General features: G+C 53.6%; 29 protein-coding genes and 1 pseudogene. 20 read left to right on the top strand and 10 right to left on the bottom strand.

Going from position 1 to position 24,500, the window contains the following annotated elements; translation table 11 throughout:
* The first annotated feature begins 118 nt into the window (after positions 1 to 118).
* Positions 119 to 448 carry a GNAT family N-acetyltransferase gene (locus ACWHWP_RS10800; protein ID WP_447855544.1) on the top strand — a complete coding sequence of 110 codons (330 nt, stop codon included), beginning with the start codon at positions 119 to 121 and terminating at the stop codon, positions 446 to 448.
* A 16-nt stretch (positions 449 to 464) separates the two neighbouring features.
* On the opposite strand, the gene ACWHWP_RS10795 is transcribed toward ACWHWP_RS10800, so the two are convergent.
* On the bottom strand, positions 465 to 875 hold the full coding sequence (locus ACWHWP_RS10795) for a VOC family protein (protein WP_059311309.1): 411 nt from the start codon (positions 873 to 875) through the stop codon (positions 465 to 467).
* A gap of 259 nt (positions 876 to 1,134) precedes the next feature.
* Between ACWHWP_RS10795 and ACWHWP_RS10790 the strand changes: the two genes are divergently transcribed.
* Positions 1,135 to 1,683: a hypothetical protein gene (locus ACWHWP_RS10790; RefSeq protein WP_235836414.1), complete on the top strand. Its 549-nt coding sequence runs from the start codon at positions 1,135 to 1,137 to the stop codon at positions 1,681 to 1,683.
* A 154-nt stretch (positions 1,684 to 1,837) separates the two neighbouring features.
* Here the strand turns inward: ACWHWP_RS10790 and ACWHWP_RS10785 are convergent, their stop codons facing one another.
* Complete coding sequence (locus ACWHWP_RS10785; RefSeq protein ID WP_059311308.1) at positions 1,838 to 2,674, bottom strand: MipA/OmpV family protein; 837 nt, start codon at positions 2,672 to 2,674, stop codon at positions 1,838 to 1,840.
* A 203-nt stretch (positions 2,675 to 2,877) separates the two neighbouring features.
* Here ACWHWP_RS10785 and ACWHWP_RS10780 point away from each other — a divergent pair, with 203 nt between their 5' ends.
* From ACWHWP_RS10780 to ACWHWP_RS10770, 3 genes are all read left to right on the top strand, one after another.
* Positions 2,878 to 3,555, top strand: coding sequence for a response regulator (locus ACWHWP_RS10780; RefSeq protein WP_059311307.1), 678 nt, complete (start codon positions 2,878 to 2,880; stop codon positions 3,553 to 3,555).
* Positions 3,555 to 4,943, top strand: a complete 1,389-nt coding sequence (locus ACWHWP_RS10775) for a sensor histidine kinase (protein WP_447855543.1) — start codon at positions 3,555 to 3,557, stop codon at positions 4,941 to 4,943. Before ACWHWP_RS10780 ends, ACWHWP_RS10775 begins: the two co-directional genes overlap by 1 nt.
* 137 nt (positions 4,944 to 5,080) lie before the next feature.
* On the top strand, positions 5,081 to 5,560 hold the full coding sequence (locus ACWHWP_RS10770; protein WP_047348690.1) for an RrF2 family transcriptional regulator: 480 nt from the start codon (positions 5,081 to 5,083) through the stop codon (positions 5,558 to 5,560).
* 65 nt (positions 5,561 to 5,625) lie between these two features.
* Here ACWHWP_RS10770 and oqxB read toward each other — a convergent pair whose 3' ends face one another.
* Together oqxB and ACWHWP_RS10760 are read right to left on the bottom strand one after the other, a co-directional pair.
* The gene (gene oqxB, locus ACWHWP_RS10765) at positions 5,626 to 8,781 is read right to left on the bottom strand and encodes a multidrug efflux RND transporter permease subunit OqxB (protein ID WP_447855542.1); all 3,156 of its coding nucleotides are present in this window, start codon (positions 8,779 to 8,781) and stop codon (positions 5,626 to 5,628) included.
* Between the two features lie 24 nt (positions 8,782 to 8,805).
* Positions 8,806 to 9,981: an efflux RND transporter periplasmic adaptor subunit gene (locus ACWHWP_RS10760; protein WP_059311304.1), complete on the bottom strand. Its 1,176-nt coding sequence runs from the start codon at positions 9,979 to 9,981 to the stop codon at positions 8,806 to 8,808.
* Positions 9,982 to 10,317: 336 nt separating this feature from the next.
* Here ACWHWP_RS10760 and ACWHWP_RS10755 point away from each other — a divergent pair, with 336 nt between their 5' ends.
* The 3 genes from ACWHWP_RS10755 (at position 10,318) to ACWHWP_RS10745 (ending at position 11,367) form a co-directional block, all read left to right on the top strand.
* Positions 10,318 to 10,671 carry a helix-turn-helix domain-containing protein gene (locus tag ACWHWP_RS10755; protein WP_047348693.1) on the top strand — a complete coding sequence of 118 codons (354 nt, stop codon included), beginning with the start codon at positions 10,318 to 10,320 and terminating at the stop codon, positions 10,669 to 10,671.
* A 70-nt stretch (positions 10,672 to 10,741) separates the two neighbouring features.
* Positions 10,742 to 11,059: a YebG family protein gene (locus ACWHWP_RS10750; RefSeq protein WP_059311303.1), complete on the top strand. Its 318-nt coding sequence runs from the start codon at positions 10,742 to 10,744 to the stop codon at positions 11,057 to 11,059.
* A 92-nt stretch (positions 11,060 to 11,151) separates the two neighbouring features.
* Positions 11,152 to 11,367, top strand: a complete 216-nt coding sequence (locus tag ACWHWP_RS10745; protein ID WP_264438793.1) for a DUF6500 family protein — start codon at positions 11,152 to 11,154, stop codon at positions 11,365 to 11,367.
* Positions 11,368 to 11,476: 109 nt separating this feature from the next.
* Here ACWHWP_RS10745 and ACWHWP_RS10740 read toward each other — a convergent pair whose 3' ends face one another.
* On the bottom strand, positions 11,477 to 12,013 hold the full coding sequence (locus ACWHWP_RS10740) for a GNAT family N-acetyltransferase (RefSeq protein WP_063431525.1): 537 nt from the start codon (positions 12,011 to 12,013) through the stop codon (positions 11,477 to 11,479).
* Between the two features lie 190 nt (positions 12,014 to 12,203).
* Positions 12,204 to 13,244: an NAD(P)/FAD-dependent oxidoreductase gene (locus ACWHWP_RS10735; RefSeq protein WP_242658893.1), complete on the bottom strand. Its 1,041-nt coding sequence runs from the start codon at positions 13,242 to 13,244 to the stop codon at positions 12,204 to 12,206.
* Positions 13,245 to 13,583: 339 nt separating this feature from the next.
* On the opposite strand from ACWHWP_RS10735, the gene ACWHWP_RS10730 reads away from it, so the two are divergent.
* The 6 genes from ACWHWP_RS10730 (at position 13,584) to ACWHWP_RS10705 (ending at position 17,282) form a co-directional block, all read left to right on the top strand.
* Positions 13,584 to 13,970, top strand: coding sequence for a VOC family protein (locus ACWHWP_RS10730; protein WP_063431529.1), 387 nt, complete (start codon positions 13,584 to 13,586; stop codon positions 13,968 to 13,970).
* A gap of 239 nt (positions 13,971 to 14,209) precedes the next feature.
* Positions 14,210 to 14,770, top strand: coding sequence for a hypothetical protein (locus ACWHWP_RS10725; protein WP_063431531.1), 561 nt, complete (start codon positions 14,210 to 14,212; stop codon positions 14,768 to 14,770).
* An 84-nt stretch (positions 14,771 to 14,854) separates the two neighbouring features.
* Entirely contained in the window at positions 14,855 to 15,226 is a 372-nt protein-coding gene (locus tag ACWHWP_RS10720) for a nuclear transport factor 2 family protein (RefSeq protein ID WP_447856659.1), read from the top strand.
* 185 nt (positions 15,227 to 15,411) lie between these two features.
* Complete coding sequence (locus ACWHWP_RS10715) at positions 15,412 to 16,335, top strand: hypothetical protein (protein ID WP_131797886.1); 924 nt, start codon at positions 15,412 to 15,414, stop codon at positions 16,333 to 16,335.
* A gap of 104 nt (positions 16,336 to 16,439) precedes the next feature.
* On the top strand, positions 16,440 to 16,676 hold the full coding sequence (locus ACWHWP_RS10710) for a hypothetical protein (RefSeq protein ID WP_063431535.1): 237 nt from the start codon (positions 16,440 to 16,442) through the stop codon (positions 16,674 to 16,676).
* A gap of 195 nt (positions 16,677 to 16,871) precedes the next feature.
* On the top strand, positions 16,872 to 17,282 hold the full coding sequence (locus tag ACWHWP_RS10705; protein ID WP_063431537.1) for a YybH family protein: 411 nt from the start codon (positions 16,872 to 16,874) through the stop codon (positions 17,280 to 17,282).
* A 44-nt stretch (positions 17,283 to 17,326) separates the two neighbouring features.
* Here ACWHWP_RS10705 and ACWHWP_RS10700 read toward each other — a convergent pair whose 3' ends face one another.
* Entirely contained in the window at positions 17,327 to 17,782 is a 456-nt protein-coding gene (locus ACWHWP_RS10700) for a hypothetical protein (RefSeq protein ID WP_045619785.1), read from the bottom strand.
* Between the two features lie 358 nt (positions 17,783 to 18,140).
* On the opposite strand from ACWHWP_RS10700, the pseudogene ACWHWP_RS10695 reads away from it, so the two are divergent.
* Positions 18,141 to 18,218: pseudogene (locus ACWHWP_RS10695) on the top strand (helix-turn-helix domain-containing protein); the annotation flags it as partial.
* Here the strand turns inward: ACWHWP_RS10695 and ACWHWP_RS10690 are convergent.
* Positions 18,184 to 18,687, bottom strand: a complete 504-nt coding sequence (locus ACWHWP_RS10690; protein WP_063956130.1) for a winged helix-turn-helix transcriptional regulator — start codon at positions 18,685 to 18,687, stop codon at positions 18,184 to 18,186. The pseudogene ACWHWP_RS10695 and the gene ACWHWP_RS10690 overlap by 35 nt on opposite strands.
* A gap of 61 nt (positions 18,688 to 18,748) precedes the next feature.
* Here ACWHWP_RS10690 and ACWHWP_RS10685 point away from each other — a divergent pair, with 61 nt between their 5' ends.
* The gene (locus ACWHWP_RS10685) at positions 18,749 to 18,985 is read left to right on the top strand and encodes a tautomerase family protein (protein ID WP_021241201.1); all 237 of its coding nucleotides are present in this window, start codon (positions 18,749 to 18,751) and stop codon (positions 18,983 to 18,985) included.
* Positions 18,986 to 19,050: 65 nt separating this feature from the next.
* Here ACWHWP_RS10685 and ACWHWP_RS10680 read toward each other — a convergent pair whose 3' ends face one another.
* Positions 19,051 to 19,935, bottom strand: coding sequence for a LysR family transcriptional regulator (locus tag ACWHWP_RS10680; protein ID WP_059311290.1), 885 nt, complete (start codon positions 19,933 to 19,935; stop codon positions 19,051 to 19,053).
* A gap of 114 nt (positions 19,936 to 20,049) precedes the next feature.
* Between ACWHWP_RS10680 and ACWHWP_RS10675 the strand changes: the two genes are divergently transcribed.
* The 4 genes from ACWHWP_RS10675 to ACWHWP_RS10660 all read left to right on the top strand — a co-directional run bounded on the left by ACWHWP_RS10675 (position 20,050) and on the right by ACWHWP_RS10660 (position 24,009).
* A complete protein-coding gene (locus tag ACWHWP_RS10675) occupies positions 20,050 to 21,177 on the top strand; it encodes an alpha/beta hydrolase (RefSeq protein WP_063956128.1) in 1,128 nt (375 codons plus the stop codon).
* A 49-nt stretch (positions 21,178 to 21,226) separates the two neighbouring features.
* A complete protein-coding gene (locus ACWHWP_RS10670; protein WP_063956126.1) occupies positions 21,227 to 22,411 on the top strand; it encodes an MFS transporter in 1,185 nt (394 codons plus the stop codon).
* 84 nt (positions 22,412 to 22,495) lie between these two features.
* The gene (locus ACWHWP_RS10665) at positions 22,496 to 23,119 is read left to right on the top strand and encodes a glutathione S-transferase family protein (RefSeq protein ID WP_063431550.1); all 624 of its coding nucleotides are present in this window, start codon (positions 22,496 to 22,498) and stop codon (positions 23,117 to 23,119) included.
* A gap of 152 nt (positions 23,120 to 23,271) precedes the next feature.
* Complete coding sequence (locus ACWHWP_RS10660) at positions 23,272 to 24,009, top strand: YoaK family protein (protein WP_059311286.1); 738 nt, start codon at positions 23,272 to 23,274, stop codon at positions 24,007 to 24,009.
* Here the strand turns inward: ACWHWP_RS10660 and ACWHWP_RS10655 are convergent.
* Complete coding sequence (locus tag ACWHWP_RS10655) at positions 23,959 to 24,408, bottom strand: MerR family transcriptional regulator (protein WP_447855541.1); 450 nt, start codon at positions 24,406 to 24,408, stop codon at positions 23,959 to 23,961. The genes ACWHWP_RS10660 and ACWHWP_RS10655 overlap by 51 nt on opposite strands.
* Between the last annotated feature and the right edge of the window lie 92 nt (positions 24,409 to 24,500).

Here is a 24,500-nt window from a genome sequence, read left to right as displayed (position 1 = left end):
TGAGGCGGTTTTTTAATGTCCTTTCGCAGGATGGAAATCTTGTCTTCGCTCAAAGCGGTATACATGAACATCACCATCTGCAAACCATACGAATATGATGATTTAACGGATATTTTTATTGAGATGGAAACTTACTATAACCCTAATCGCTGCGTTTTCATGTGTATCAGTGATGTACCCCTCACCGCGTTTCAGTGGGCAAATGTTTATCAAAGAGCTTTTTGTTTCTGCTCCTTTCAGAAGAAAAGGAATGGGGAGAAAGCTTATGGGGTTTATAGCCAACCGCGCCAAGGAGCGCGGCTGTTTGCAACTCGACTGGTTATCGGTGGCGGCAGATCCGTTGGCACAGAAGTTTTATGAATCTCTCGGTGCGCAGATTATCAAGAGCGTTAACTATCACAGGGTTTATGATCAAACATTAAATGAGCTTGCCCGCAGCGCCGACTAAAGTATTATTGAGATGATTACGTCTCAGCTTCAGGAGAATAATGCTGACAAACGCATGCTAGCTTATTCCCATCGGGATCGCGCAGATAGGCAACATAAAAATCGGGGCCGTACGCGGTACGTATACCCGGCTCGCCTTCATTCTTCCCTCCCGCAAGGAGGCCTGCTGCATGGAACCGTCTGACAAGGTCCGCGTTTTCTGCCCTGAATGCGAACATTGTCCCGTTTCCCGCCGTTGCGGGATGCCCGTCAAAAGGTGGACAAATACAAAAGCTGAACCCCTCATCCGGATTATTTTCATCTCCCCACATTGCCCACTCCTCTGTCCAGGCTGGCAGACGTGAATAGCCAAGCACTTTAATAACAGCGTCATAAAACGCCACGGAGCGCTGAAGGTCATTTGTACCTACAGTGATATAAGTCAGCATTTTTTCATATCCTTTTTGCCGTTTATCTGAGCAGACATTATACCTCAGCGTCTATGAATTAAGAGGCCAGAAAAAGGCTGCATTTGCCCCTTGTAAGAGCGTGGAGGAATGGGTTGCGGAACATGTTCTGTAAGGTCATCTCAGCCCCCCAACCCGTGACGTGAGTATCACAAGTTTCCGTATGTATGCTAAAGTTTATACTGCTGCAGCCCCAAAATTACCTCTTATAATTTCAGTACGTTAGATAGAGTGAGCGAATATGGATAATATTCCGCATAAGCAGATAGGCTGGAAAAGATACCCCGTATGGCTGTGGTGCGGAGTTTTTTATCTGATTACATTGCATTGCTCTGCAGATGAAATAAATTTGTATTCAATAAACACTGGCTCATACGTTTATCATCTGACACATAATCGCGGACAATATACGGAGAACTTTGAAAATAAATTTATATCCGTGGAGAGGAAATTCTCGGATACGTCGAAATACAGCGTGGTGCTCGGCACAATGAAAAACAGCTTCAATGACAGATGCCTGGCTGCCGGCGTAAGAAGAGATTGGGCCGGATGGGATAACGGTTGGGTTTTTAAAGGAATCTATGGCTATGTAGGTGAATTTTTCTTTGATACTTTCGATGATTGTGGCGACCACGGCTCATACCATGATTTTAAAAAAGCGACAGGAATAGGATTTTCTCCCTACATATACCATGGATTCCAGTATAATTTTACATCTTATTTTGGAATGGATGTGGGTATTATTATACCCTCCGTATTTGTCATTACAGCGCAATGGAGTTTTAGATAAATCCTTCAACCGCGAGTGCAGTGCTGTTACTGCATAATTAAAGCATGATGTTTGAGACGGTCGCCAGCAATGCGGACCGCCCCGTTCTCGGAACCGGAGCGGCTCAGATTAGCGTAAGTGCGTGCTCAAAACGTTAAGCAGCCGCAACCAACAGTCAAAAGCTATACGTCACCTTCAAACTTCCCGTAGGCGACGTCTTGCGATGCACAATCGGGCTGTCGGCGGCATCTCCCGCCAGCTGCGTCACGCCCGCTGCGGCAAGCACGCTCCAGCGTGAGGTGAGCCTGTGGGTCCAGTCAAGATTCAGCGAATACGCATAAATTCCGGCACCGGCGTCATGTCGGGCAAATCCCGATGCGGCCGACTGGGCGGCGCTGACCCCATAGTACGTTTGCATATACTTGTCGGATCCCCAGCTGCCGGTCAGCGCCAGCGTGACCGCATTATTTGGTGAAGTATAGAGCGGACTGGAAATGCCGAAGTGTACCGCCTCACCATTGTCTCTCTCAGAAACCGGAACCTCAGCCTGCAGCTGCAGATTAAGCCAGTCGGTCACCCTGTATCCCAGCCCGGGCACCACGATAGCCGAGCCTTTTATCTCGCCCATCCCACGCAGCTCGTCGCTGCCGGAGCTGATCGAATCGCTGCTCACGTCTTTATCTTTACGGCCTATGCGATAGCTCAGCGCCGCGCTGTAATCCAGGTTGCCGATGTTATTGCCGTAACCGATCCCCCGCGTGGTGCCGATAAAAAAACCATTGGCCATGGAGTAATCCACCACCTGCGCCGCGCTGACGCGGGTTTTATCTGAACCCGAATAGCGTGGCGCGACGTCCACGCCGCCCCCGAGGGTTAACACATTGCCCTGGCCCTGCTCTGCCGCCAGCGTTGGGGAGGCCAGTAGGGCCAACACGATGCCCGGTACGATGTTTTTCAGGCGGCGGCCCGGGAATAAATGGGGGAACGTACGACGCAGTTCGATGTTTCTCATTAAGGAAGTCCTTATGGATTCAAATGATGACGATGCAGGCGGTTAAACGCCAGAACGCCCATTTTGAATACTGACCCTAAGGTTCTTATGAGCCGAAAATGAAGAAAGACTGAAGCGCGCGCGGGTGCTGTAAACCGGACAGATTACCTGATACCGTTTTTTTCTTAAGATGTTCTTCATTCACTGCCGATACAGTAACTAATGTGAAAATTCTACTTATTGAAGACGACCTGGATCTCGGCAACGGCGTACGTATCGCCCTCTCAGATCAGGGATTTGACGTTATATGGGTTCGCCGGAAAGAGGATGCGCTGCATCAGCTTAACGTCTGCGTGCCCGAACTTATTTTGCTCGACCTGGGGCTTCCCGATGGCGATGGCATGAGTCTGATGACGCGCTTGCGCCATCAGCTTAAGGGGATCCCCGTTATCATCCTGACGGCGCGAGGGACGCTGCAGGATCGCCTGTGCGGGCTGGATGCGGGCGCAGACGACTATCTCGTCAAACCCTTTGTCCTCGCCGAGCTGCTGGCGAGAGTACGAGCCCTTGCGCGACGCAGCTACGGTTTTGAGAATGAGGCAATTGAAATTCGCGGGCTGTCTCTGCACGTGCCGACGCGTCGCGTGACGGTGAGCGCGCGCCACGTTGACCTGACGGCCAGTGAATACGCCCTGCTTGAAACGCTGATGTTGCGCGCAGACCGCGTGCTTACGCGACGCTTCCTGGAAGAAAGGATATTCGGCAACAAAGAAAACCTCAGCAACGCGCTCGACGTGCATATGGGTAACTTGCGGCGGAAAATCGGCGACGGCTATGTGCGAACGGTACGTGGGGTCGGGTATGTCATTGATACCGTCTCTGTCCAGAAGGTGACCGGTTAATGCGAAGCTTTTGGTATCACCTGAGACGCCCGACGCTGGTGCGGCGAATTATCATCGCCCAGATGCTGCTGCTTACCCTGCTGTGGTGTCTTTTTTTAACCTTTATTCTGTGGGAGGACCTGCGCAGCCCTCCCATTCTCACGGGCAGCAAGACGTACGAAACCCTTTTTACCCTGGTCGAACGGATGGACGAACGCCCGCAGGATCGTACCGCCGTGCTGGCAGCGTTCAGCAAAGCGTTGCGGGAGGGCTATGGCGGCGGGGAAGATCCCGCGCTGTCAATCAACTTCATCGTGCGCAAAAATAACGCGATTGTTTTTTCATCGCCTGGTGCACCAACGGGGGTAACCAATACCCGGCTGGGGGAAATGCAGCGTGTTCAGAGCGACGGCCGTACCTGGACCAGCCGAACCCTTAAATCCGCTCATTCCGACGTTGAGGTCACCCTTTTTACCCCGGCCGGCGGCTGGAACTTCTTTATCTACCTGAACTCGCGCGGGTACTACATCATGCCGCTGCTGGTCTGTATTCCTTTTCTTCTGTTCCCCGCGTGGATGTCGATCCGCATTGCGATGCGCCCCTGGAACAAGGTGGTCAATGAAATTACGTTACGCACGCCTGACGATCTCTCCCCCTTAAAAGCCGTTCCCAGGCACAGGGAGCTTCGCCAGATGGTGGACGCAATCAATGACTTCCTTGCCAGAGTGCGTGAAAGCGCTGAAAGGGAGCGGGTTTTCATTGGCGATGCCGCGCACGAGCTGCGGACTCCCCTCGCGGCAATGCGCATCAACGTGGAGGCGCTGCAGTCCTGGGTCATCAGCGAGAGCCAGCAGGAGCTGCTTGCGGGGGTTATTCGCAGCAACAGCCGCGCTGCGCGCCTCGTCAATCAGCTGCTGCTGATGATGCACAGCGAAGCGCGCATTGACACGGACATGGAGCCCGTGCCGCTGACGTCGCTCATCCAGGAGCGAATGGCCGAGCTGGAACCGTTAGCCTCTGCGCGCAGGATCGAGCTGGAATTCTTCGCTGAGGATGAAATCTGGATCGCAGGCGTCAGGGAACGCCTGATGTCGCTGGTTGATAACCTCATTGAGAACGCCGTGAAGTACAGCCCTGAGGGCGGTCGGGTTCAGGTCGACGTGCGTGCGCTCGATCGCTGCACGCAGCTGCGCGTTTCCGACGCAGGCCCCGGTATTCCGGCGGAACTACGGGAGCGCGTATTCGACAGGTTTTTCCGCGACCCGAATCAGATGCAAAGCGGAAGCGGCCTGGGGCTTGCCATCGTCAAAGCGGTGGCGCAGCAGCACAACAGCAGCGTAAACCTGAGCACTTCAGCAGAAGGCGGTCTCATGGTGACGGTCGACTTCCCAAACCGCACGCTTAGCTAAACCGAAACAGGGTGTTCGATCGCAAATGCCGCAGATTGCTTCAAAATAATTACCGTATTTGTTATATTGTTGTTTATTGCTTATTCACCTCTGCGGTGCCAAAAAGAACAAGATTCACCGCAACCCAGGATACAAAAATGCTAGATTACCGCTTCCCGACAGCTTTGCAGATGGTTCTCAGCGTAGCGATGGCGGAGCAATTAGGTGAACGTTCGACGAGTGCGATTCTGGCCTACGGCCTGGAAGCGAACCCGAGCTTCATCCGCAAATTGATGGTTCCGCTCACGCGCGACGGCATTATCGTCTCTACGCTTGGCCGCAATGGTTCTATTCATCTTGGCCGCCCGCCGGAAGAGATCACTCTGCGCGATATCTACCTTTCGGTCATCGAAGATAAAAAGCTGTGGGCGTCGCGCCCTGACGTGCCGGCCCGCTGCGTGGTCAGCGCAAACGCATGCTGGTACTTCAAGTCGATTTCCGAAGAAGCCGAGGAGGCTTCGCTGGCGGTACTGGCCCGCCATACCGTGGCAAGCGCCCTGGAAGAGGTCAAAAAGGCCGATACCAGCGGCTGCGATCCGGTGCCTGAACTTATCGCCAAGTATAAAGAAGCGCTTTAACTTTTCTTGAGTGCAAAAAAAACCGCCTTCACAGTGAAGGCGGTTTTTTATTATCTGTAACGTCCCTACGCAGGCAGAACGTCCCTTTCCTCTTTTTTCCCGCGCGTTACGAATTTACGCAGCGTCACGTAAAACACCGGCGTCAGGAATAGACCAAACAGCGTCACGCCCAGCATCCCGGAGAACACCGTGATCCCGGTGACGCCGCGCACTTCGGCACCCGCGCCGTGGCCGAGGATCAGCGGAATGGTCCCGGCAATAAAGGCGATGGAGGTCATCACAATCGGGCGTAAACGCAGGCGGCACGCCTCCAGCGCGGCCTCCATGATCCCTTTGCCCTGAATTTCCAGCTCGCGGGCAAACTCCACGATAAGAATGGCGTTTTTACAGGCCAGCCCCATCAGGACCACGAGCCCCACCTGCACGAACACGTTGTTATCGCCGCCGGTCAGCCAGACGCCGAACAGCGCGGAGAGCATCGTCATCGGCACGATGAGGATCACCGCCAGCGGCAGCGTCCAGCTTTCATACAGCGCCGCCAGCACCAGGAACGCCAGCAGCACCGCGACCGGGAAGACGATCAGCGCCGTGTTGCCCTGCGTGGCCTGCTGGAAGCTCAGGTCCGTCCATTCAATGTTCATTCCGTTCGGCAGGATCTGCTTAGACATGCCTTCCAGCTGCGTCATCGCCTGCGTGGACGAGAGCACGCGCGGGTCGGCATCGCCAATCAGATCCGCTGCAGGGTAGCCATTGTAGCGAATCACCGGGTCCGGCCCGTAGGTAGTGCTGATTTTCACCATACTGCCAATCGGCACCATTTCGCCCTGGCTATTGCGGGTGCGTAAGTTAGCAATATCCTCCACGCTGTCGCGGAACTGCCCGTCCGCCTGGGCCATCACGCGCCAGGTACGCCCGAACTGGTTGAAGTCATTCACGTACGACGAGCCCAGATAGGTTTGCAGCGTACCGAAGAGATCGGTCAGCGACACGCCCTGCGCTTTCGCCTTATCGCGATCAACCTGCACGTCCAGCTGCGGCACGTTAGCCTGATAGGTCGAGATCGGGAAATGCATCCCCGGCGTCTGCATAATCGCACCGGACATCGTATTCACCGCGTTTTGCAGCGCGCCATAGCCCAGACCGGCGCGATCCTGAATGTACAGCGAATAGCCCGACCCCTGGCCCAGCCCTAAAATCGGCGGCGGCAGGATGGAGAAGCCAAAGCCCTCCTGGATTTGCGCGATTTTCGCGTTGATCTCCGCGTTAATTTCCGCCGCGGAATGTTTACGCTGGTCAAACGGCTTCAGGCCAAAGAAGACCGTCCCGGTATTCGGCGTGTTGGTGAACTGCAGCGCATTCAGCCCCGGAAACGCGACCGCATAGTCCACGCCTTCGGTATTCATTCCAATCTCGCTCATTTTGCGGATCACCGCGTCGGTGCGCGCCAGCGAGGAGCCTTCCGGCATTTTCACGCCGCCAATCAGGTACAGTTTGTCCTGCGTCGGTATAAACCCGCCGGGCACCGCTTTGAACATCACGCCCGCCGCGCAGAGCAGCAGCAGATAAACGACAAACACCGAGCCGCGACGTCCGAGCGTTTTGCCCACCAGCCCTTGATAGCCGTTTGAGCTGCGGTGGAAAAAGCGGTTAAACGGACGGAAAAGCCAGCCGAACAGGCGATCGATAAGCCGGGTCGGAAAATCTTTCGGCGCGCCGTGCGGTTTTAACAGCAGAGCCGCCAGGGCTGGCGAAAGCGTCAGCGAGTTAATGGCGGAGATCACCGTGGAGATCGCAATCGTCACCGCAAACTGCTTGTAGAACTGACCGGTCACGCCCGAGAGAAACGCCATCGGGACAAACACCGCGCACAGCACCAGCGCAATCGCGATAATCGGCCCGGACACCTCACGCATCGCCTGATGCGCCGCCGCGAGCGGCGCCAGCCCCTCTTCGATATTTCGCTCGACGTTTTCCACCACCACGATGGCGTCATCCACCACGATACCGATGGCCAACACCAGCCCGAAGAGGCTCAGGGTATTCAGCGAGAAGCCCAGCAGGTAGAGAATGCTGAAGGTACCCACCACCGAAACCGGCACCGCGATCAGCGGAATGAGCGACGCGCGCCAGGTTTGCAGGAACAGAATCACCACCAGCACAACCAGCACCACAGCTTCCAGCAGCGTTTGCACCACCGCACGGATGGAGTCGCGAACAAATACCGTCGGATCGTAAGGTGCCGCCCACTTCATATCCGCCGGGAAGCGCGTGGACAGTTCGTCCATTTTGGCGCGCACCGCGTTAGACAAGTCGATGGCGTTCGCCCCCGGCGACTGGAAGATACCAATCCCGACCGCGTCTTTATTGTTGAGCTGGGAACGCAGCGCGTAGCTGCCGGAGCCCATCTCGATACGCGCCACGTCGCGCAGGCGAACGACCGAACCGTCCTGCGCCGTTTTCAGCACAATATTGCCAAACTCTTCTTCGGTGTGCAGACGCCCCTGAGCGTTAATGGAGATCAGGAAATCGCTCTCTTTCGGCAGCGGCTCGGCGCCAAGCTGTCCGGCAGAGACCTGTACGTTCTGCTCCTGCATCGCCGTGACCACGTCCGAAGCGGTCAAGCCGCGGGACGCCACCTTGTTGGGATCCAGCCAGACGCGCATCGCGTATTCGCCGGAGCCGAAGATCTGAATCTGGCCGACGCCTGGCAGGCGCGCCAGTTCGTCCTTCACCTTCAGCGTGGCGTAGTTGCGCATGTACAGGGAGTCGTATTTACCGTTTGGTGAAAACAGATGCACCACCAGCGTCAGCGTCGGCGACTGTTTCTGGGTGGTAATACCCAGACGCCGCACGTCTTCCGGCAGGCGCGCCTCGGCCTGCGCGACGCGGTTTTGCACCTGAACCTGCGCCTGATCGGGGTCAGTCCCCGGACGGAAGGTCACAGTGGTTACCAGCACGCCGTCCGAGCCCGCGACGGATTTCATATACATCATGTTTTCAACGCCGTTGATGGCTTCTTCCAGCGGCGTCGCCACGGTCTCGGCAATCACTTTCGGGTTGGCGCCCGGGTACTCCGCGCGCACCTGCACGCTTGGCGGCACGACGTCAGGATATTCGCTCACCGGCAGCAGCGGGATGGCGATTAACCCTGTGATAAAAATCAGAATCGACAGGACGGCGGCAAAAATCGGCCTGTCGATGAAAAAGCGGGAAAAGTCCATGGGTTGGATTCTCAGGTCAAAGGATCAGTTGAGGGCGGTGCTGGCGGTCATGGCGACGGTTTTGGCGTTCACCGGCATACCCGGCATAAACACTTTTTGTAAACCATCGATGATGACTTTATCGCCAGGGTTCAGCCCCTGCCGCACGATGCGTAAACCGTCTGCCAGACGCCCCGGCGTAATGTCGCGACGCTGCGCTTTCCCCTCTTTATCCACGATATAGACGTATTTGCGATCCTGATCGGTCAGCACCGCTTTGTCGTCGACAAGCGTGGCTTTGAATTCCGCGCTGCCCGGCAGGCGTACGCGGGCAAACAGTCCCGGCGTGAACTGACGCTGCGCGTTATCCAGCAGCGCACGCATGCGGATGGTGCCGGTGCTCGGCGTGAGCTGATTGTCCAGGAAGTCGACTTTGCCCTGATGGGGATACCCCTCCTCGCCCGTCAGGCCAATCTCAACCGGTAGCGCCGTATGGTTGCTGGACGCCCCCTGCCCGCTGCGGGCAAGATTTTGATAGTGAAGGTAGGTTGACTCGTCCACGTCAAAGTAGACGTACACCGTCTTTTGCGAGACCAGCGTGGTGAGGACGCTGGCGGTGTCACCCGCGGTGACCAGGTTACCGCTGGTGATCAGCGCCCGGCTGGCGCGGCCGTCGATAGGCGCGGTCACTTTGGTGAAGTCCAGGTTGAGCTGCGCCGCGTCTACCGCCGCCTGCGCGGCGCGAATGTCGGCCTGCGCCTGAACGGCGGCCGAGCGACGCTGCTCCCACTCTTCCCGTGAGACCAGGTGAGTATTGATCAGCTTATCGGTGCGGTTAGCCTCGCTTTGCGCCAGGCTGGCCTGCGTTTTGGCTCTCGCCAGGTTCGCCTGCGCCTGTTCCAGCGCGGCGCGATAGGTTCTGTCATCAATGGTGAACAGCACCTCTCCCTTCTTCACTTCCTGGCCGTCGGTGTAATTCACCTTATCAATATAGCCGGAGACGCGCGGGCGCAGCTGAACGCTCTCCACCGCTTCAATCCGGCCGTTAAAACTATCCCACTGGCTAATGGATTTCACGACCACGTCAGCGGCGCTGACGGCGGGTGCGGGTGGCGCGGCGTTTTGCGCGACGCTGTTATCACACCCGACGAGCAGCACGGAGAGGAACATCACCCCCAGCGCGCTCGGATAAACGTTACCCCAGGTTTTTTGCAGGCTCATTATTTTTATTCCGGTATTGGTAGCCGCCGGGCAAGACGCTGCGGGAGACGCCGCGCCACTTCCTTTGTCCGGTAGCTGGCTTAAGGCCATTTGTGTCGTTCATCGCCACAAAACTGTAACAGTTGCGAATACACTATCGCGGCGATTGTAGGAAGGCGCTTAATTAAGTGCAAGAATAATTGTTGCACTTTATGTGCTATTTGAGCCGATGTTAAAAGACCCGTTTCGGTCAGGGATTTAAATGCAACAATAAAACTTGCAATTAATACAAAAACGCGCCACCTTTAAATGCAACAGACAAAGTTACTTTTAGATATTCTGCGTGGGGGTACCCAGATGAACACTGGCGCATTTATGCATGATTTACTCGACTGGATCGACAACAACCTGGACAGCCGTTTGGACATTGAGTCCGTAGCCAGGCGATCCGGCTATTCAAAATGGCACCTTCAGCGCCTGTTCAAAGAACATACGGGCTATCCCCTCGCCGGGTACATTCGCGCGCAAAAGCTGAAAAAATCGGTTGAGCGGTTATCCCACAGCGACGAACCGATTCTGAACGTGGCGATCGCGCTGGGCTTTGACTCCCAGCAGTCCTTCAACCGCAGCTTTAAGCGTCAGTATGGTCAGGCGCCTGGGGCATGGCGGCGGAGCATGGGTGGCCCGGAAACGCAGCAGCTACGCCAGTAATGCATATTTTGCTGCAACTTCGATCTGTAGCTGTTATACTGTATATAATTACAGTATAGCGAGGTGCACGATGGCTGTTGAAACAAAATTTGTTGTCGTAAGAAAAGGTGAAGAGAAAATGACTTTTGCCAGTAAGAAAGAAGCTGACGCTCACGACAAGCTGCTTGATATGGCAGACGCATTCACCGACTGGCTGTTGCAAAGCGGAATGCAGATGGACGAAACGCAGGCTGAAAACCTTGGCCTGTATTTCGCCGAGCAGAAAGAGACCGTGCAGCATATTCTGCGTACTAGCAAGCTTCCCGATGTCACTGCCCCAGCTGCAGCGGATAAACCAGAATCCGATGCGGCTGACACGAAAAAAATCAGGGCCGTGAAAGCGGCCTGATGGTCTGAATAATCATCACCTATCCGGAAGCCGTAAGCAGATAACTGCTTACGGCTTTTTAGTCAGAAAATGAAAAGAGTCAAGGAGATGGCGTGCGGCAAGGAATGAAGGAAAAAATCATCAGGATCTGTGATGCAAAAATCACCGCTAAGGGAAGCGACGTTGGGCTCTCGTTTTATGCTTTTTTTGCTAATAAAAATGACGATCCTGAACTGCTTATGGAAGTGGCGCACTGGTGGATTATGGAAATGAAACTGGACCATTTTGAAAAGGCAGAAAAGATCAGAAAGCTCGTTTTAGCCATGTAACACCTGCGCTCAATGCAGACCTAAGCTTCAGAAGATTTCCCGCATAGTGCCAATGGCGGACGTTGGTACTTTCCTCATCGCTAATATCAATAAGTTAGAATAAATTCGCTCACATAGATTGTCTTAACCACTCACTCAGTGTGAGAGAAAAAAGCAGGCTAGGCGGCGCATCTTTCACATCATGAATCTCTTTTATGTATTGCAACCCCGCTTTGTGAAGAACTTTCTGCGATGCCACGTGATGACCCCTTACTACGGCAGATATCTCAGTCAGCTTTAACTCACCAAATCCATATCTGATAGAGCTTTTCGAAAACTCTGTTGCCAGACCTTTTCCCCATGCCTCTGTTGCGAAACGATATCCTAAATTATTAATTACGATATCCGCATAACTGCTGACGCTCAGCCCACCAAAACCAATGATTCTTTCAGGACTTTCCTGTAACGCGATTGCCCAGTTTCCAAAGCCGTGCGTTTCCCAGTGGTTGATCCAACGGGCTAAGACAGTTTGTGCATGCTGTATGTCCGGATATGGCCCTGCTGGATTAAAGGTGTTCGTAGCCGGGTCGCCATAAATTCTGAAAAGATCATCCAGGTCAGACGTCGTTACGGGGCGAAGGTGCAGTCGGGAGGATTGAAGTTGCAAAACAATTTCCTGAATAATGAGCTTATTAGCTTAGTGATAGAACTGTTTTTATAGTAAGAAAAAAGCAGGTTCGCAACACCGTGTCAGGAATGGACGCTATCGTCATTTATCATCACACCTTCTGCAGGATTGCTCTGAACATTTCCACCTCGCTATCTTTCCTGTTTGTAATAATCGCTTCCCAGGAACGCTATTTATTTATAAAGCGTGATGGCCGGTAACATTGCGGGATTGCATTGCTCTGCCCCTCGCGTAACTCCTCTGAAACCACTCTGCCAATCGTCGCTGCGCACGTCACGGCTGGGTGCATTGAAGCAACGTAAACGCTCCTGCTCTCATCCGTAAAACCAAGAACGGGATACCCATCCTGAATAACAGGACGCTCTCCTGTTGAGTACTGAATGAGAGCAGCCGACTCTGCGCCCGTGAGCCTGCTTCTTACCGCACTTTGTGCAGCCTCCACCGTTTCTCTGGCGTTGCCGCTTGCCGGGTAATCTTCTGCGGCTAATAACTCACCGTTGCGCGCTTGCCGAACCTCAATATCATCACCTGAGACGATCGTATTGACCACGCGCTGGGGGACCGTAAAGCGCAGTAATATAGCCGATGATGACAGAACCGGAACATGGATACCCACCTGCTCAGTCAGCGCTGGAATACCTGTCCCACAGGCCAGCACGACGCAATCTGCGTCCAGTTTTCCCCGAGAGGTCAGGACGCCTGTCACCCTCCCCTCCGTCATGCAAAGATCCGTAACGGTTGTTTGCGTATTTAGCACGATGCCTTTTTCACAGGCTTTTTCGAGCAATAGTCGCGTTGCGCTGGCGGCATCAATGGCACCATCTTTTGCAGCATAGCGGGCCTGTGAGGGAGGATTTATCAGGGCGGGCACAAGACGGGTAATTTCAGCCTTATCGATGAGACGTTCGCCCTGCCAGCAGGACCCGGATGCCGCGCCGTAGCTTAACGAACCACCCCATTGAATGTGAAGTTCCGGTATGTATTCTTCCAGCCTATGCCAGTCCGCAAGTGCGATGCGCCGGATAAACACGTCGGCCGCGTCATCCTTCACCACACCGGTCAGCCAGCCAAACGCGCTACCTGTCGCACCTGAGGCAGGCATAGCCTGTTCAACAAGGGTGACGTCAAATTCACCGTGGGCGAGATGCCATGCGATGGATACACCAGTGATCCCAGCACCTACGACAACGATCCTTTTTTTATGGTTCACGGTGCCCTTCTCCTGTGTGGGGAACATGTCATGCCATGATGCGAAAGTAATCTCTTACAGGGGATTTTGTAGGATTGCAAAGTTGGTGGGTACGGCGGTTCAGGACGGCGGCTTTTCAACCGCCAGGTCCCTTTCAAGTAACGAAACTGCTTCTACAACAATAAAAGTTGACGATGACTGAATTGGATCAGTGAGCGGGATACCAACAATGGGTGTAATTGTTATCAAGTCTTAGCAGGAGATTGCAGGGGCTCTTATCGACAAAAGAAAAGCGTAATCACATGTAGACTCAGCCAGGATTTCAACATTAAAGCAGTATTTACCCCCGGAGAATGCCAGATGTTTACCCATATGCGTATTGCCAAACCCGTCACAAATCTCGAAAGGTCTTTTCAGATGTACAGCCAAGGACTGGGTCTGCATAAAATTGCTGAATTCAACGATCATGACGGTTTCAATGGAATAATGTTAGGACGGGGAGACTTACAATGGCATATAGAGTTCACCTTTTGCCATAACCATCCCGTTCAACCCTTGCACACTGAAGAGGATTTACTCGTTCTTTATTATTCGGATGAAAATGAATGGATGCGTGCCTGCAAAAGAATGCTCGAGGCTGGTTTCAGAGTGTCAACGTCGTTCAACCCCTATTGGGATGTTAACGGAAAGACACTTGTTGACCGCGACGGATATAGAGTGGTCATGCAAAACAAGGCATGGGCATAACCTCAATAAATATTTCTTTGTTGCCACCACTTGCTGCAAGCTTAACGTCCGCTCCTCGCTCACAGCGGACTTTCAACGCAGGTAACTCATCCGCTAAGTCCTAGGAGCGGACGTTGCTAACACTTGAATATACTCATCCGCGGGGCCCGGTCAGCGCAATATGGCAACCTAAGGCACTGTTGTGACATCAGCTTGTAAAGTAGTATGTGTTCTTCTGCTGTTCACACTTTGGATACTCAGTGACATTGCAAGCAACCTGGCTTGAACAGCCTAAGCCTAGTGATGAAAGGGAAGGTGTTTCGATCATCGACGTCAATCCCTTTGGCGCTAATGGAGAAAAGGATCGACGACTGTTAATCAGTAAGGGCGGTGAGCCCAATGTGCTTTTACAGTTATATATACATGCCAATGAGGATGGCTGCCTGATTTCCAGCGCCTTTTGTGATTTCCTACTGAATGAATCCCAGGTGGCAATCATTTGTGGCGACCACTTTCATGTTGTTGAGATGACCACACACTCGTTCAGTAGCCATCCACTAGGTGATTACGTTGGCCATATTTATTCAGTTCCTGACATCCATTCTGACAGGCTACATAATCGGGTTCTGGTCACCACTTACTGCCACGTTTTTCTGATGGATATTGCTGCGGGCATTCTCTGGAAATCCAGGCAGTGCGCCATTGATGGCGTGATCATTACATCGATAGAGAATGAGACGGTGCTGGGCCTGGGAGAGTGGGACCCGCCAGGAGGTTGGGAACCTTTTAAGCTCGATCTTAAAACGGGTATCCCGATTTGAAGAAGGGGGCCCCCTCACGGTCTTCAGCCGGCGCGGACGTTGCATTCCAGCAATTATTGCCTTAAGAGTTAATGTTCGATTGTGATGAGGACAAACACTATGCTCCTGGAGACGCTAAAAAGACTTGAGTGCTCTCTTCATAGCAGCAGGCGGAAAGATCGGGTATGGCTTGAACAGATACTCCACGATAGATTTTGCGAAATAACACGCTCAGGTGTAGTCGTTGATCGTACTCATACTATTGAAGCGCTTTTAAGTGAAGATAATGTTCCGGCTATTCTTAGTCGTGATTACCGGCTTATCAGCGTTGGAAATAATTTCGCAATATTGCACTACAGAACTGTTAATCCAGATGGCAGTCGTGCAACCCTACGTTCTTCATACTGGGAATTTTCTGCGGACGGGCAATGGAAATTGGTATTCCATCAGGGAACGCCAGAGGCAGGGAGCGTATAGATGCCAGATACAATGTCCGCTCCTCGCTCACAGCGGACCCTCAACGCAGGTAACTCATCCGCTAAGTGCCAGAAGCGGACGGATGTTTATCCGCGAAGCTCCCTTTTTTATATACCCATAAAAATTAAGCTATTGGCCGGTGTTGCCGATATTAGTTTCTTATGATTAAACAACGGGAAGTATGAATGAATAGTTTGTTATCGAGATCACTTTCAATTGTGTTTACAACTCTGCTACTGACGGCCTGCTCTGGCGTTCGCGACAATTCTGCAAAGTCGTACACATACCACACTGAACATAGCATCGCCTGGAATATCAGCAATGCATCGGGTATGGATCCTTTTAGCGATGCCCAGGTCAGCCACTCTCAAAGCGAAATGTTCAGCCGCACGGATTACGATTTTACTTTTCCGATAGTGGAAAATGATAAATTGAATGAAGCGTCATTGCCTTTAACCCCGTTACTGCAGTATCGACCAACAGGTATGGGCGTGGAAGAGTGGCAAACCGATGGAATTCTGGCGTGGATCCCTACTGAACTGGCCCCTACCCCCGAGGCGGCATCTCTGGTGCTCTCAGATAAAATTGAATCTGCTGTGCTAGCGACCTTAAAAGAATCTAAACGCAAACATGGCGATGTCCGTAAGGGAGAGGGATATAATAACTGGTTAGGAAAATATGTGTTTCAGACCAATGAATCCCGCTATCTGGTCGTTAAATTTGCAGATAAAGATGCGGGATGTGAGCTTCCAAAAAATGGATATTATGATCCTGCAAGCCAGAATAGTCCGACCTGCGGCTTTTACACCAGCTTCCACGACGCAGAAAAAATTGTTCGTACTCCTGACTTCATAAGTGCGAATGCGACCGGGAAAAGTTATCTCGTAAGGCACGATGGGTTAAATGGAAGTCACCTCAGCCCGGTATTTATAAACAGCGCCGGTCAATCGGATGCAAAAAATCAGCGTATGAATTACGCCTTCATGCAACAAGTTAGCCGCCATCTTCCAGCGTGGGTAATTATCTACCTCTCACCCAAAGAAGATAAGGGTTTACCTGCCGTTGTATTACAGCAAGGGAAAGTGCATTTTTTCTTTCGCGAAAAATAAAGCTGATCGCATCAGCGGTTGATTTAATGTCCGCTCCGTGCCAGGAGCGGACATTGATAACATCGCAATATCTTAATTTATGGGGAGTTCATAGGAGAAAAATTATGAAGCATGAGCTATGGACAAACGAAGATGGTTTAGATTTGTTTTGTCTTGCCGGTCCAAGGGGTGACTCTGCTCGTAAATTGCTGGATCCGGACTACAGATTAGTGTGGACCTGTGACGCAGATTCCCACCTAGAAGCAATGAAAAGATATTACGAGTTCCGTAGCTGGGGAGAATATCAAACTGATTTTCCTGAACAGGATAGTAAGACCTACAAAGAAATGGGATGGGAGTAAAAAGCACAACCCCCCTAACATAGTCGCTCGGTATTCTAATGTCTTCGCGATGTCCGCTTCTTGCTCATAGCAGACCTAACGTTACCTAATCCCCCACTTCTCCACCAACGCTACCCACCACAAAACCTGGTAGCTATACAAACGCGCCAGGCTGTTACGTTAATACGCATTCCCCATATCAACGAGGAAATGCGCATGACCCCACACCCGCTACGCCAGATAATCGAATCCTGCGACCACGCCATCACAACTAAAAACTATGACGCGTTGATGGAGTACTACGCCGAAGACGCAGCCCTGGTAGTTAAGCCCGGCATGACCGTTAAAGGCAAAGAAAACATCCGCAGCGCGTTTATTGCCATCTCTGATTTTTTTCACGACCAGCTGATCGTCGAACAAGGGGAGATGCAGGTAATAGAGGGTGGCGGCAATGCGCTCGTTATCATGGAAACCGTACTGCGTTTTCCTGATGGTCAGGGTGGGATAACGGAAATGTCCCGCCGCGCAACCTATGTTTTTCGACAGGAACAGGACGGTCGCTGGCTTTGTACCATCGACAACTCCTACGGAACGTCCCTTCTGGATACGGGGAACGCATCACGGTAATCACGCTGTCAAAGGGGCGCTACCGCCCCTCCGCGCCAGCGTACTTAATGCGCAGTAATGCGCGGCTCCTTCACGAACTCAGCCAGCAGCCACACCATATCGTGCAGCAAGCCCGTAAGCTCTTTCGCTACGTGAGCGGGCAGCGTTCCACCCATAACCGCTTGCGTCAGCGCCAGTGCATAGTCCACCTGAGTAACGGTGTCCTGCCAGCAGTCCGGCACGCAGGAGTTCATTTTCTCCCCCATGATCAACTGCGCGATCAGGTCCGGCGGAAGATCGACATCGCAGAGTTCGCGCAGCTTGCGCAAAGACTGAAGGAGACGCTCGCAAAGCACGGTAAACAGCTTCGCATCCTCGATTTCGACCAGCACGCTCACCAGCGCGGCGCAGCTGTCAGCGACGTCAAAAAGATCGGCATCAGCCGGAAGCGGCCGGGAGATAAGGTGCTGAATAACGCTTTCGTCAGACGGAAAATAAGTGAGGGTTGGGATAGTAGCCATACAAGGCTTCCTTCTATATGCAGTTCATTAAGCCACCCAGTAAGTTCCTACGCTCGGGGGGTAGCGCTGACAGAGGTAGGAATACCGCCCATATAGAAAAACGGCCAGCCTTACGGCTGCTCCGCCAGCGCCACCGCAATTGTAACGGGATCGGTGCTGCCGCGACATACGAAATGTCACTATATGGTAGATACGGGTTCCTACGCCCGATTGCGGATATGCCGCAACGCAGGCACTTTACGACTCCGTAGAAATGAATAAAAGACATAACCCTTGGTTACAGAGGGTTACTTTGCGGTTTGCGAGGCGCCTTCCAGAATGACAACGCGGCCCTAAACTTTAAGGGTATCAATCACCGCTCTCGCTGGGCTTCGACTCCCAGCAGTCCTTCAACCGCAGCTTTAAGCGTCAGTATGGTCAGGCGCCTGGGGCATGACGGCGGAGTATTGGCTATCGTGAAACGTTAACCGAACGTTTTTAGGGTCAACGAACTTACCGTCGGCGGTAACATAGGCGCTATTCACCACTTCTCCACTTTCTTTGTCTGTTAAGGCAATATGCGGTGCGTCATGCAGTATGTTTTTATGACCCCACTCCATCAAAGAGAAAAGAATCGGCGCAAGGCTGCGGCTTTTGGCGGTGAGAACATACTCATACCGTTCACGCGCCCCTTCTTCCTGATAAGGGATTTTGCAAAGCAGGCCGAGTTCAGTCATTTTTTTTAACCGGTTCGCCAGCGTCTGCCTGGTGATTTTTGTATGATCCCGTATCGTTTCAAAGCGTGTTACCCCATAAAACGCCTCCCTCAGAATCAACAAAACCCATTGATCGCCAAGAAGCTCAGCGGCCGCCGCTAGCCCACAAAGCTCAGGTAATAAGTACGGTAATGATTTATTTTTTGACATGTCTTCGTTTGCCTCGTAATCTGAGTATGATTTCAAGACTCAGTTATTTAAGGAGAATACAATGCCCTTCGTAAATGTGCAAACCATTAAAGGAATGATGAATTCGGAGCAAAAAAAAGAACTGCTACGTCGTATGACTGACCTGATTGTTGAAATTGAGGGAAACGGCGATCCTGAATTCCGGCGTTCAGTATGGATCCGTATTGACGAGCATGAACCGGAACAGTGGAGTCTTGGGGGAATACAGCCCACATCTGAAATGATTGCTGCAAAATTTGCCTCACCACAGCGGTCCTGATTTATTTTTAGTCATAGCTCACCGGCGGGCAGTTTGAATGTCCGCTCTCCTGATGTTATGCCGCCCTAAATTTTCAGCGTATCGATCACAGCCCTCAGGGCGGGCGACACGTTGCGGTGCGGATAATAGAGGTACAACCCGTCCATGCGCAGGCTGTAGCGCTGCAACACCCGGATAAGCGTTCCGCGCTCTATATCGTCAGCCACCAGCTCCACCGGAACATAGGCCAGCCCAAGCCCCAGCCGGGCGGCTTCGGCTTCCATGTAGCTGTCAGACAGCGCCCATTGCCCCTCTGGCCGATGGGTGATTTTTTTCCCGTCCTGCACCAGCTCCCACTGATAGTCACTACCGTCGGCAAGCTGGTAGGCAATGCACGGATGCGCCACTAAATCCGCAGGCGTCAGGGGAAAACCGTAGCGTCTGAAGTGTTCCGGGGCAGCCACTGCGGCCATTTCCATATCAGGCGTGATACGCACGGCAATCATTCCCTGCCCCACTTCCGGCCCCAGTCTGACACCCGCATCGAACCGCTCGGCGATAATGTCGACGAAGCGGCTTTCATTCATCAGTTCCAGCCTGATGTCCGGGTATCGCTGTTTAAAAATGGCGAGCTTTGGCAGCAGACATTTGTCGATGGCGTGCTGGCTGGCATTAATGCGTACCGTACCGGACGGCGTCTGGCGGTAGTGCGCCAGCGTCGCCAGGCCCGTATCAAGCGCATCGAACGCGGACTCGGCGGTCTGATAGAGCTGCTCCCCGGCGTGGGTCAGCGACAGCTTGCGCGTAGTGCGGACTAAAAGCTGAACGCCCAGCCGCTCTTCCAGCTCACGAACCGAGCGGCTGATCCCGGACTGCGCCAGGCCGAGCCGCTGCGCGGCCGCCGTGAAGCTCCCCTCCCTTACCACCTGCATAAACAGGTACAGCTCATTGTAGTTTTCCCGCTTTGCCATCGTGACTCGCCATTTATAACAACTTGGTATTAATCCTAGCAGTTTTCGGCCCCTAATCAGCACTATTTTTGCTAACTATAATGCCTGCATCACAACAACACAGGGCACCTTTTCATGAAAACATTCACCCAAAAACTGTCCGTTGCGATGCTGCTATGTGCATCATTAAGTGGAGTGACAACAATGAGCTATGCTGAGACGACCAACCCAAACGCGCCTGTTTCGATGGTGACCACCTGGGACAAAACCTTCGCCGAGAGTGATAAAGTCGACCACCGTAAGGTGGCTTTCCAGAACCGTTACGGAATCACGCTGGTGGGCGATCTGTATCTGCCTAAAAACCGCGGCGACAGCAAGCTGGCGGCCATTGCCGTGAGCGGGCCGTTTGGCGCGGTCAAGGAACAATCCAGCGGCCTGTACGCCCAGACCCTGGCGGAACAAGGGTTTGTCACTCTGGCATTCGATCCGTCTTACACGGGCGAAAGCGGCGGCCAGCCGCGCAACGTCGCGTCTCCTGATATCAACACCGAAGACTTTAGCGCGGCGGTTGATTTCCTGGGGTTACAGAAAGAGGTTGATCGTAACCGCATCGGTATTCTTGGCATCTGCGGCTGGGGCGGTATGGCGCTGAACGCGGCAGCCATGGACACCCGCGTGAAAGCGGTCGCCACCAGCGTGATGTACGACATGAGCCGGGCGATGGGTCACGGCGTCGGCGACGGCAAAGATCGTTATTCAACGTCCGATCGCCGTGCCGTTCTGCAGTATCTGAACGCACAGCGCTGGAAAGATGCTGAGAACGGTACCTTCGCGCACGGCGGCCATGACATTTATGTCGATGAGAACGGCAAGGTGACGGCTGCGGAACGTATTCTGCCGGACGCGTTACCCGCCAACCCGAATCCGGTACTCAAGGAGTTCTTTGATTACTACCGGATGCCGCGCGGCTTCCATGCCCGCTCAGTCAACTCCACCGGCGCATGGACCGCGACAATGCCGCTGTCGTTTATGAATATGCCGCTGCTGAGCTATGCCGGCGAGATCGCTATCCCGACGCTTATCGTGACCGGTGAAAAGGCGCACTCCCGCTATTTTGCAGAAGATGCGTTTAAAGCGGTCGGCAGCAAGCAGAAGGAACTGGTGATTGTCCCGGGCGCAAACCATGTCGATCTTTACGACAACGTTGCCGGGAAGATCCCGTTCACCCGGTTTGAAGAGTTCTTCAAAACCAGCCTGAAATAAACCCCTACGCCACCCGTTCTGCGCGGGTGGCTCTTCGCGAAAAAAGACTATGTCCTCACTGAGCCATACCTCACCACAACACGCTGAACATGCGCACTGGAGCGGCGTTTTTGCCATGACCCTCTGCGTATTTGTTCTGATTGCATCTGAGTTTATGCCCGTCAGCCTGCTTACCCCTCTCGCCAGATCGCTGGAAGTCACAGAGGGGCTTGCCGGCCAGGGCATTGCCATCTCCGGCGCGCTGGCGGTTCTGACCAGCCTTTTCCTTTCCCAGCTTGCCGGGAATATGAATCGTAAATACCTTCTGCTGGGCATGACCCTGCTGATGGCACTCTCGGGGATGGTTATTGGTTTCGCCTCGAACTATCTGACGTATATGCTCGGCCGCGCCCTAATCGGTATTGCCGTCGGCGGGTTCTGGTCCATGTCTGCCGCAACGGCCATTCACCTTGTTCCCCCGCACCAGGTTGCGCGCGCGCTGGCCATTTTCAACGGCGGTAACGCGCTGGCAACGGTGGTGGCCGCCCCGCTTGGCAGCTACCTTGGCGCCACCATTGGCTGGCGCGGCGCATTTCTTTGCCTGGTGCCGGTGGCGATAGCGGCGTTCATCTGGCAGTGTTTTAGCCTGCCGGACATGCAGGGGCGTAAAAGTGGTACATCTCAGGGAAGCGTTTTTCGGCTATTCCGCCAGCCTGCGGTTTCCGTCGGTCTGATGGCCTGCGGCCTGTTCTTTATGGGTCAGTTTGCGCTGTTTACCTATTTGCGCCCGTTCCTTGAAACCGTCACCCAGGTCAGTGGAACCGGTCTGTCGCTGATTTTGCTCACCATCGGCGTCGCGGGTTTTGTGGGCACCCTGTTCGTTGCCGTGGTGCTTAATGCCGCGTTTTACGTGACGCTGATCGCGATCCCTCTGCTGATGGCCGCCATCGCAGTCGCGTTAATACTCACCGGGCATAACGTGTGGATCGTCGCCCTGCTGTCAGGCCTGTGGGGGATGCTGGCAACGGCGGCGCCAACGGGATGGTGGACGTGGATTGCGCGAACGCTGCCGGAGGATGCCGAAGCCGGCGGTGGACTGATGGTCGCGGTGATCCAGCTCGCTATTGCGCTCGGTTCAACGGCGGGCGGTATAGCGTTCGATCGCTACAGCTGGCAGACCACGTTTGCCCTGAGTGGCATCGTGCTCCTCTGTGCGGCAGCGCTGACGTTTCTGCTTTCGCGTCTTCACAAATAACGCGCCGGATGATTTTTTGACGCTTTTCTGCCTCGCTGGTGTATTGTTTTTAAACAATGACATCCAGTAAAGGACACCTGCGCAATGATCAGCATCCTCGGGAAAACCACCTCCATCAACGTTCGTAAAGTACTCTGGACCTGCGAAGAAGCGGGCATCGCTTACCGGCAGGAAGATTACGGCAGCGGTTTTGCCTCGACGGAAACGGATGCCTTCCGCGCCCTGAACCCCAACGCCATGGTCCCGGTGCTGATCGATGACGATTTCGTGCTGTGGGAGTCCAACGCCATCTGCCGCTATCTGGCGCGCAAGGCCGAACGTCACGATCTGCTGCCCGCAGAACCGCAGGCCTGCGCCAACGTTGAGCGCTGGATGGACTGGCAGGTATCGGAATTTAACACCGCCTGGCGCTATGTTTTCCCGGCGCTGGGACGTAAAAACCCGGACTTTAACGATCCCGAGCGCATTGCGGCGGGTATTAAAGAGTGGAACCACTGCGTCAACATACTGGAGAACCAGCTGCAGCGCACCGGAGCCTTTGCAGCGGGCGAGACGTTTACCCTTGCGGACGTAGTGCTTGGGCTGTCGGTGAATCGCTGGAAAATGACGCCGTTTGATAAGCCTGACGTGCCCGCGATTGAGGCCTGGTTTGAACGCCTTAACCAGCGCCCGGCGTTTTTGCGTCACGGAAATAACGGCATGATTTAACGCATTACCCACATCTTGAGAAAGGGTATTTTATTTAATTACTAAACCCGTGAAGTCGTCAGAGGGAATAATAATTAAGCCATATCCTGGACAGCCCGTTACGCCGCTTTGCTAGCCTGAATATTCAGGCAAAGTTCAACCCGGAGGTATTCTTGCTGATAAGACTCAAGAAAGAACGAACGCACCAGGAGGATCGCCGGCTTGCTCTCTGGCTGGCGACCTCTGCAGGTTTGCTGAACGCCATCGCCCTCGGGGCTTTCGGCTTTTTCCCCTCACATATGACCGGCAACACCTCTCAATTATCCAGCGAAGTCTCTTCCACCGATCTGAGCGATATTATTTTTTTCGGCTCGATTATTCTCTCCTTTGTGGCAGGCGCAATCATTGCGCGCACGATCGTGATATGGGGCATTATCCATAACGTCAGGCTGGTTTTTTGCCAGATCCTTTTTGTTGAGGGGTTATTACTGAGCGGCGTCTCTTTTTACGAAATGTATTTTCATGCCCTCACCAGCAACCGCGAGATTATTCTTTTTCTCTGCGGTCTGATGGGTATTCATAATTCCACCTCCACGCAGCTCTCCGGCGGACGGGTGAGATCGACGCATATTACCGGCACGCTGACGGACGCGGGCATATCCCTGGCCTCCGTTATGGTGGCGATGCTGCGCAGGGATTACTCCAAAGATACGGCGGCGCAAAAAAGCCAGCTGAAAACCCACTTAACCACCCTGTTCTCGTTTATTACCGGCGGTATCGCAGGGCTGCTGCTGTTCAGGTGGGTCGGGTTTAACGCCATGCTGGCGCTCGGGCTGATGCTCACGGTGGTTGCCACCGTCTCAATTATCACCGTCTCTACGCGGGTGCGACGAGTCCGTGCTGCCGTCTGAGCGCTGCAACTGCCCCAGCAGGCGCTGCATGTTGTCGTCACAGGAGATCCCATCCGGCCTGCTGGTGATGCTTGCGACCAGCGTCAGCAGCTCTCTACGGTTTTCCTCAAGCTGCTTCTGCATCGCCTCTATTTCAGCAATGCGCGTCTTAAGGGACTTGACCAGTCCCTCATGATCCCAGCGCTGCTGCGGCTGCGGCAGGAAGCGGCGTATTTGCTCAAGGGTGAACCCCGCACGCTGCGCATTGTCGATGATGTTCAGCAGCGCTGCCGCATCGGTGGAATACGAACGGTATCCGTTTCCCTGCCTGACCGGTCGCGGCAGTAAACCTTCCGCCTCATAAAACCGAATGCGAGACGGGGTAATTCCCGTCATTTTCGACAGCTCGCCAATTTTCATTTCGTCAGCTCTGGCATATTGACCTTAAAGTTAACTTTAAGCTTAAACTTTTGATACGGTCAACCGGATCGTCATCTCATCAGGGAGCTACC

This window comes from Enterobacter sp. WI-ESBL-E8 (assembly GCF_053364895.1).
Note: the sequence above shows the minus strand (reverse complement) of the source record. Positions and strands in the feature narration are given on the sequence as shown.

What these genes read in the sequence shown, in the direction of transcription:
- ACWHWP_RS10795 (WP_059311309.1), bottom strand. Translation starts at nt 875, where the DNA reads ATGCTGACTTATATCACTGTAGGTACAAATGACCTTCAGCGCTCCGTG.
- ACWHWP_RS10790 (WP_235836414.1), top strand. Translation starts at nt 1,135, where the DNA reads ATGGATAATATTCCGCATAAGCAGATAGGCTGGAAAAGATACCCCGTA.
- ACWHWP_RS10785 (WP_059311308.1), bottom strand. Translation starts at nt 2,674, where the DNA reads ATGAGAAACATCGAACTGCGTCGTACGTTCCCCCATTTATTCCCGGGC.
- ACWHWP_RS10775 (WP_447855543.1), top strand. Translation starts at nt 3,555, where the DNA reads ATGCGAAGCTTTTGGTATCACCTGAGACGCCCGACGCTGGTGCGGCGA.
- ACWHWP_RS10770 (WP_047348690.1), top strand. Translation starts at nt 5,081, where the DNA reads ATGCTAGATTACCGCTTCCCGACAGCTTTGCAGATGGTTCTCAGCGTA.
- oqxB (WP_447855542.1), bottom strand. Translation starts at nt 8,781, where the DNA reads ATGGACTTTTCCCGCTTTTTCATCGACAGGCCGATTTTTGCCGCCGTC.
- ACWHWP_RS10760 (WP_059311304.1), bottom strand. Translation starts at nt 9,981, where the DNA reads ATGAGCCTGCAAAAAACCTGGGGTAACGTTTATCCGAGCGCGCTGGGG.
- ACWHWP_RS10755 (WP_047348693.1), top strand. Translation starts at nt 10,318, where the DNA reads ATGAACACTGGCGCATTTATGCATGATTTACTCGACTGGATCGACAAC.
- ACWHWP_RS10750 (WP_059311303.1), top strand. Translation starts at nt 10,742, where the DNA reads ATGGCTGTTGAAACAAAATTTGTTGTCGTAAGAAAAGGTGAAGAGAAA.
- ACWHWP_RS10730 (WP_063431529.1), top strand. Translation starts at nt 13,584, where the DNA reads ATGTTTACCCATATGCGTATTGCCAAACCCGTCACAAATCTCGAAAGG.
- ACWHWP_RS10720 (WP_447856659.1), top strand. Translation starts at nt 14,855, where the DNA reads ATGAGGACAAACACTATGCTCCTGGAGACGCTAAAAAGACTTGAGTGC.
- ACWHWP_RS10715 (WP_131797886.1), top strand. Translation starts at nt 15,412, where the DNA reads ATGAATAGTTTGTTATCGAGATCACTTTCAATTGTGTTTACAACTCTG.
- ACWHWP_RS10710 (WP_063431535.1), top strand. Translation starts at nt 16,440, where the DNA reads ATGAAGCATGAGCTATGGACAAACGAAGATGGTTTAGATTTGTTTTGT.
- ACWHWP_RS10705 (WP_063431537.1), top strand. Translation starts at nt 16,872, where the DNA reads ATGACCCCACACCCGCTACGCCAGATAATCGAATCCTGCGACCACGCC.
- ACWHWP_RS10700 (WP_045619785.1), bottom strand. Translation starts at nt 17,782, where the DNA reads ATGGCTACTATCCCAACCCTCACTTATTTTCCGTCTGACGAAAGCGTT.
- ACWHWP_RS10690 (WP_063956130.1), bottom strand. Translation starts at nt 18,687, where the DNA reads ATGTCAAAAAATAAATCATTACCGTACTTATTACCTGAGCTTTGTGGG.
- ACWHWP_RS10685 (WP_021241201.1), top strand. Translation starts at nt 18,749, where the DNA reads ATGCCCTTCGTAAATGTGCAAACCATTAAAGGAATGATGAATTCGGAG.
- ACWHWP_RS10680 (WP_059311290.1), bottom strand. Translation starts at nt 19,935, where the DNA reads ATGGCAAAGCGGGAAAACTACAATGAGCTGTACCTGTTTATGCAGGTG.
- ACWHWP_RS10675 (WP_063956128.1), top strand. Translation starts at nt 20,050, where the DNA reads ATGAAAACATTCACCCAAAAACTGTCCGTTGCGATGCTGCTATGTGCA.
- ACWHWP_RS10670 (WP_063956126.1), top strand. Translation starts at nt 21,227, where the DNA reads ATGTCCTCACTGAGCCATACCTCACCACAACACGCTGAACATGCGCAC.
- ACWHWP_RS10665 (WP_063431550.1), top strand. Translation starts at nt 22,496, where the DNA reads ATGATCAGCATCCTCGGGAAAACCACCTCCATCAACGTTCGTAAAGTA.
- ACWHWP_RS10655 (WP_447855541.1), bottom strand. Translation starts at nt 24,408, where the DNA reads ATGAAAATTGGCGAGCTGTCGAAAATGACGGGAATTACCCCGTCTCGC.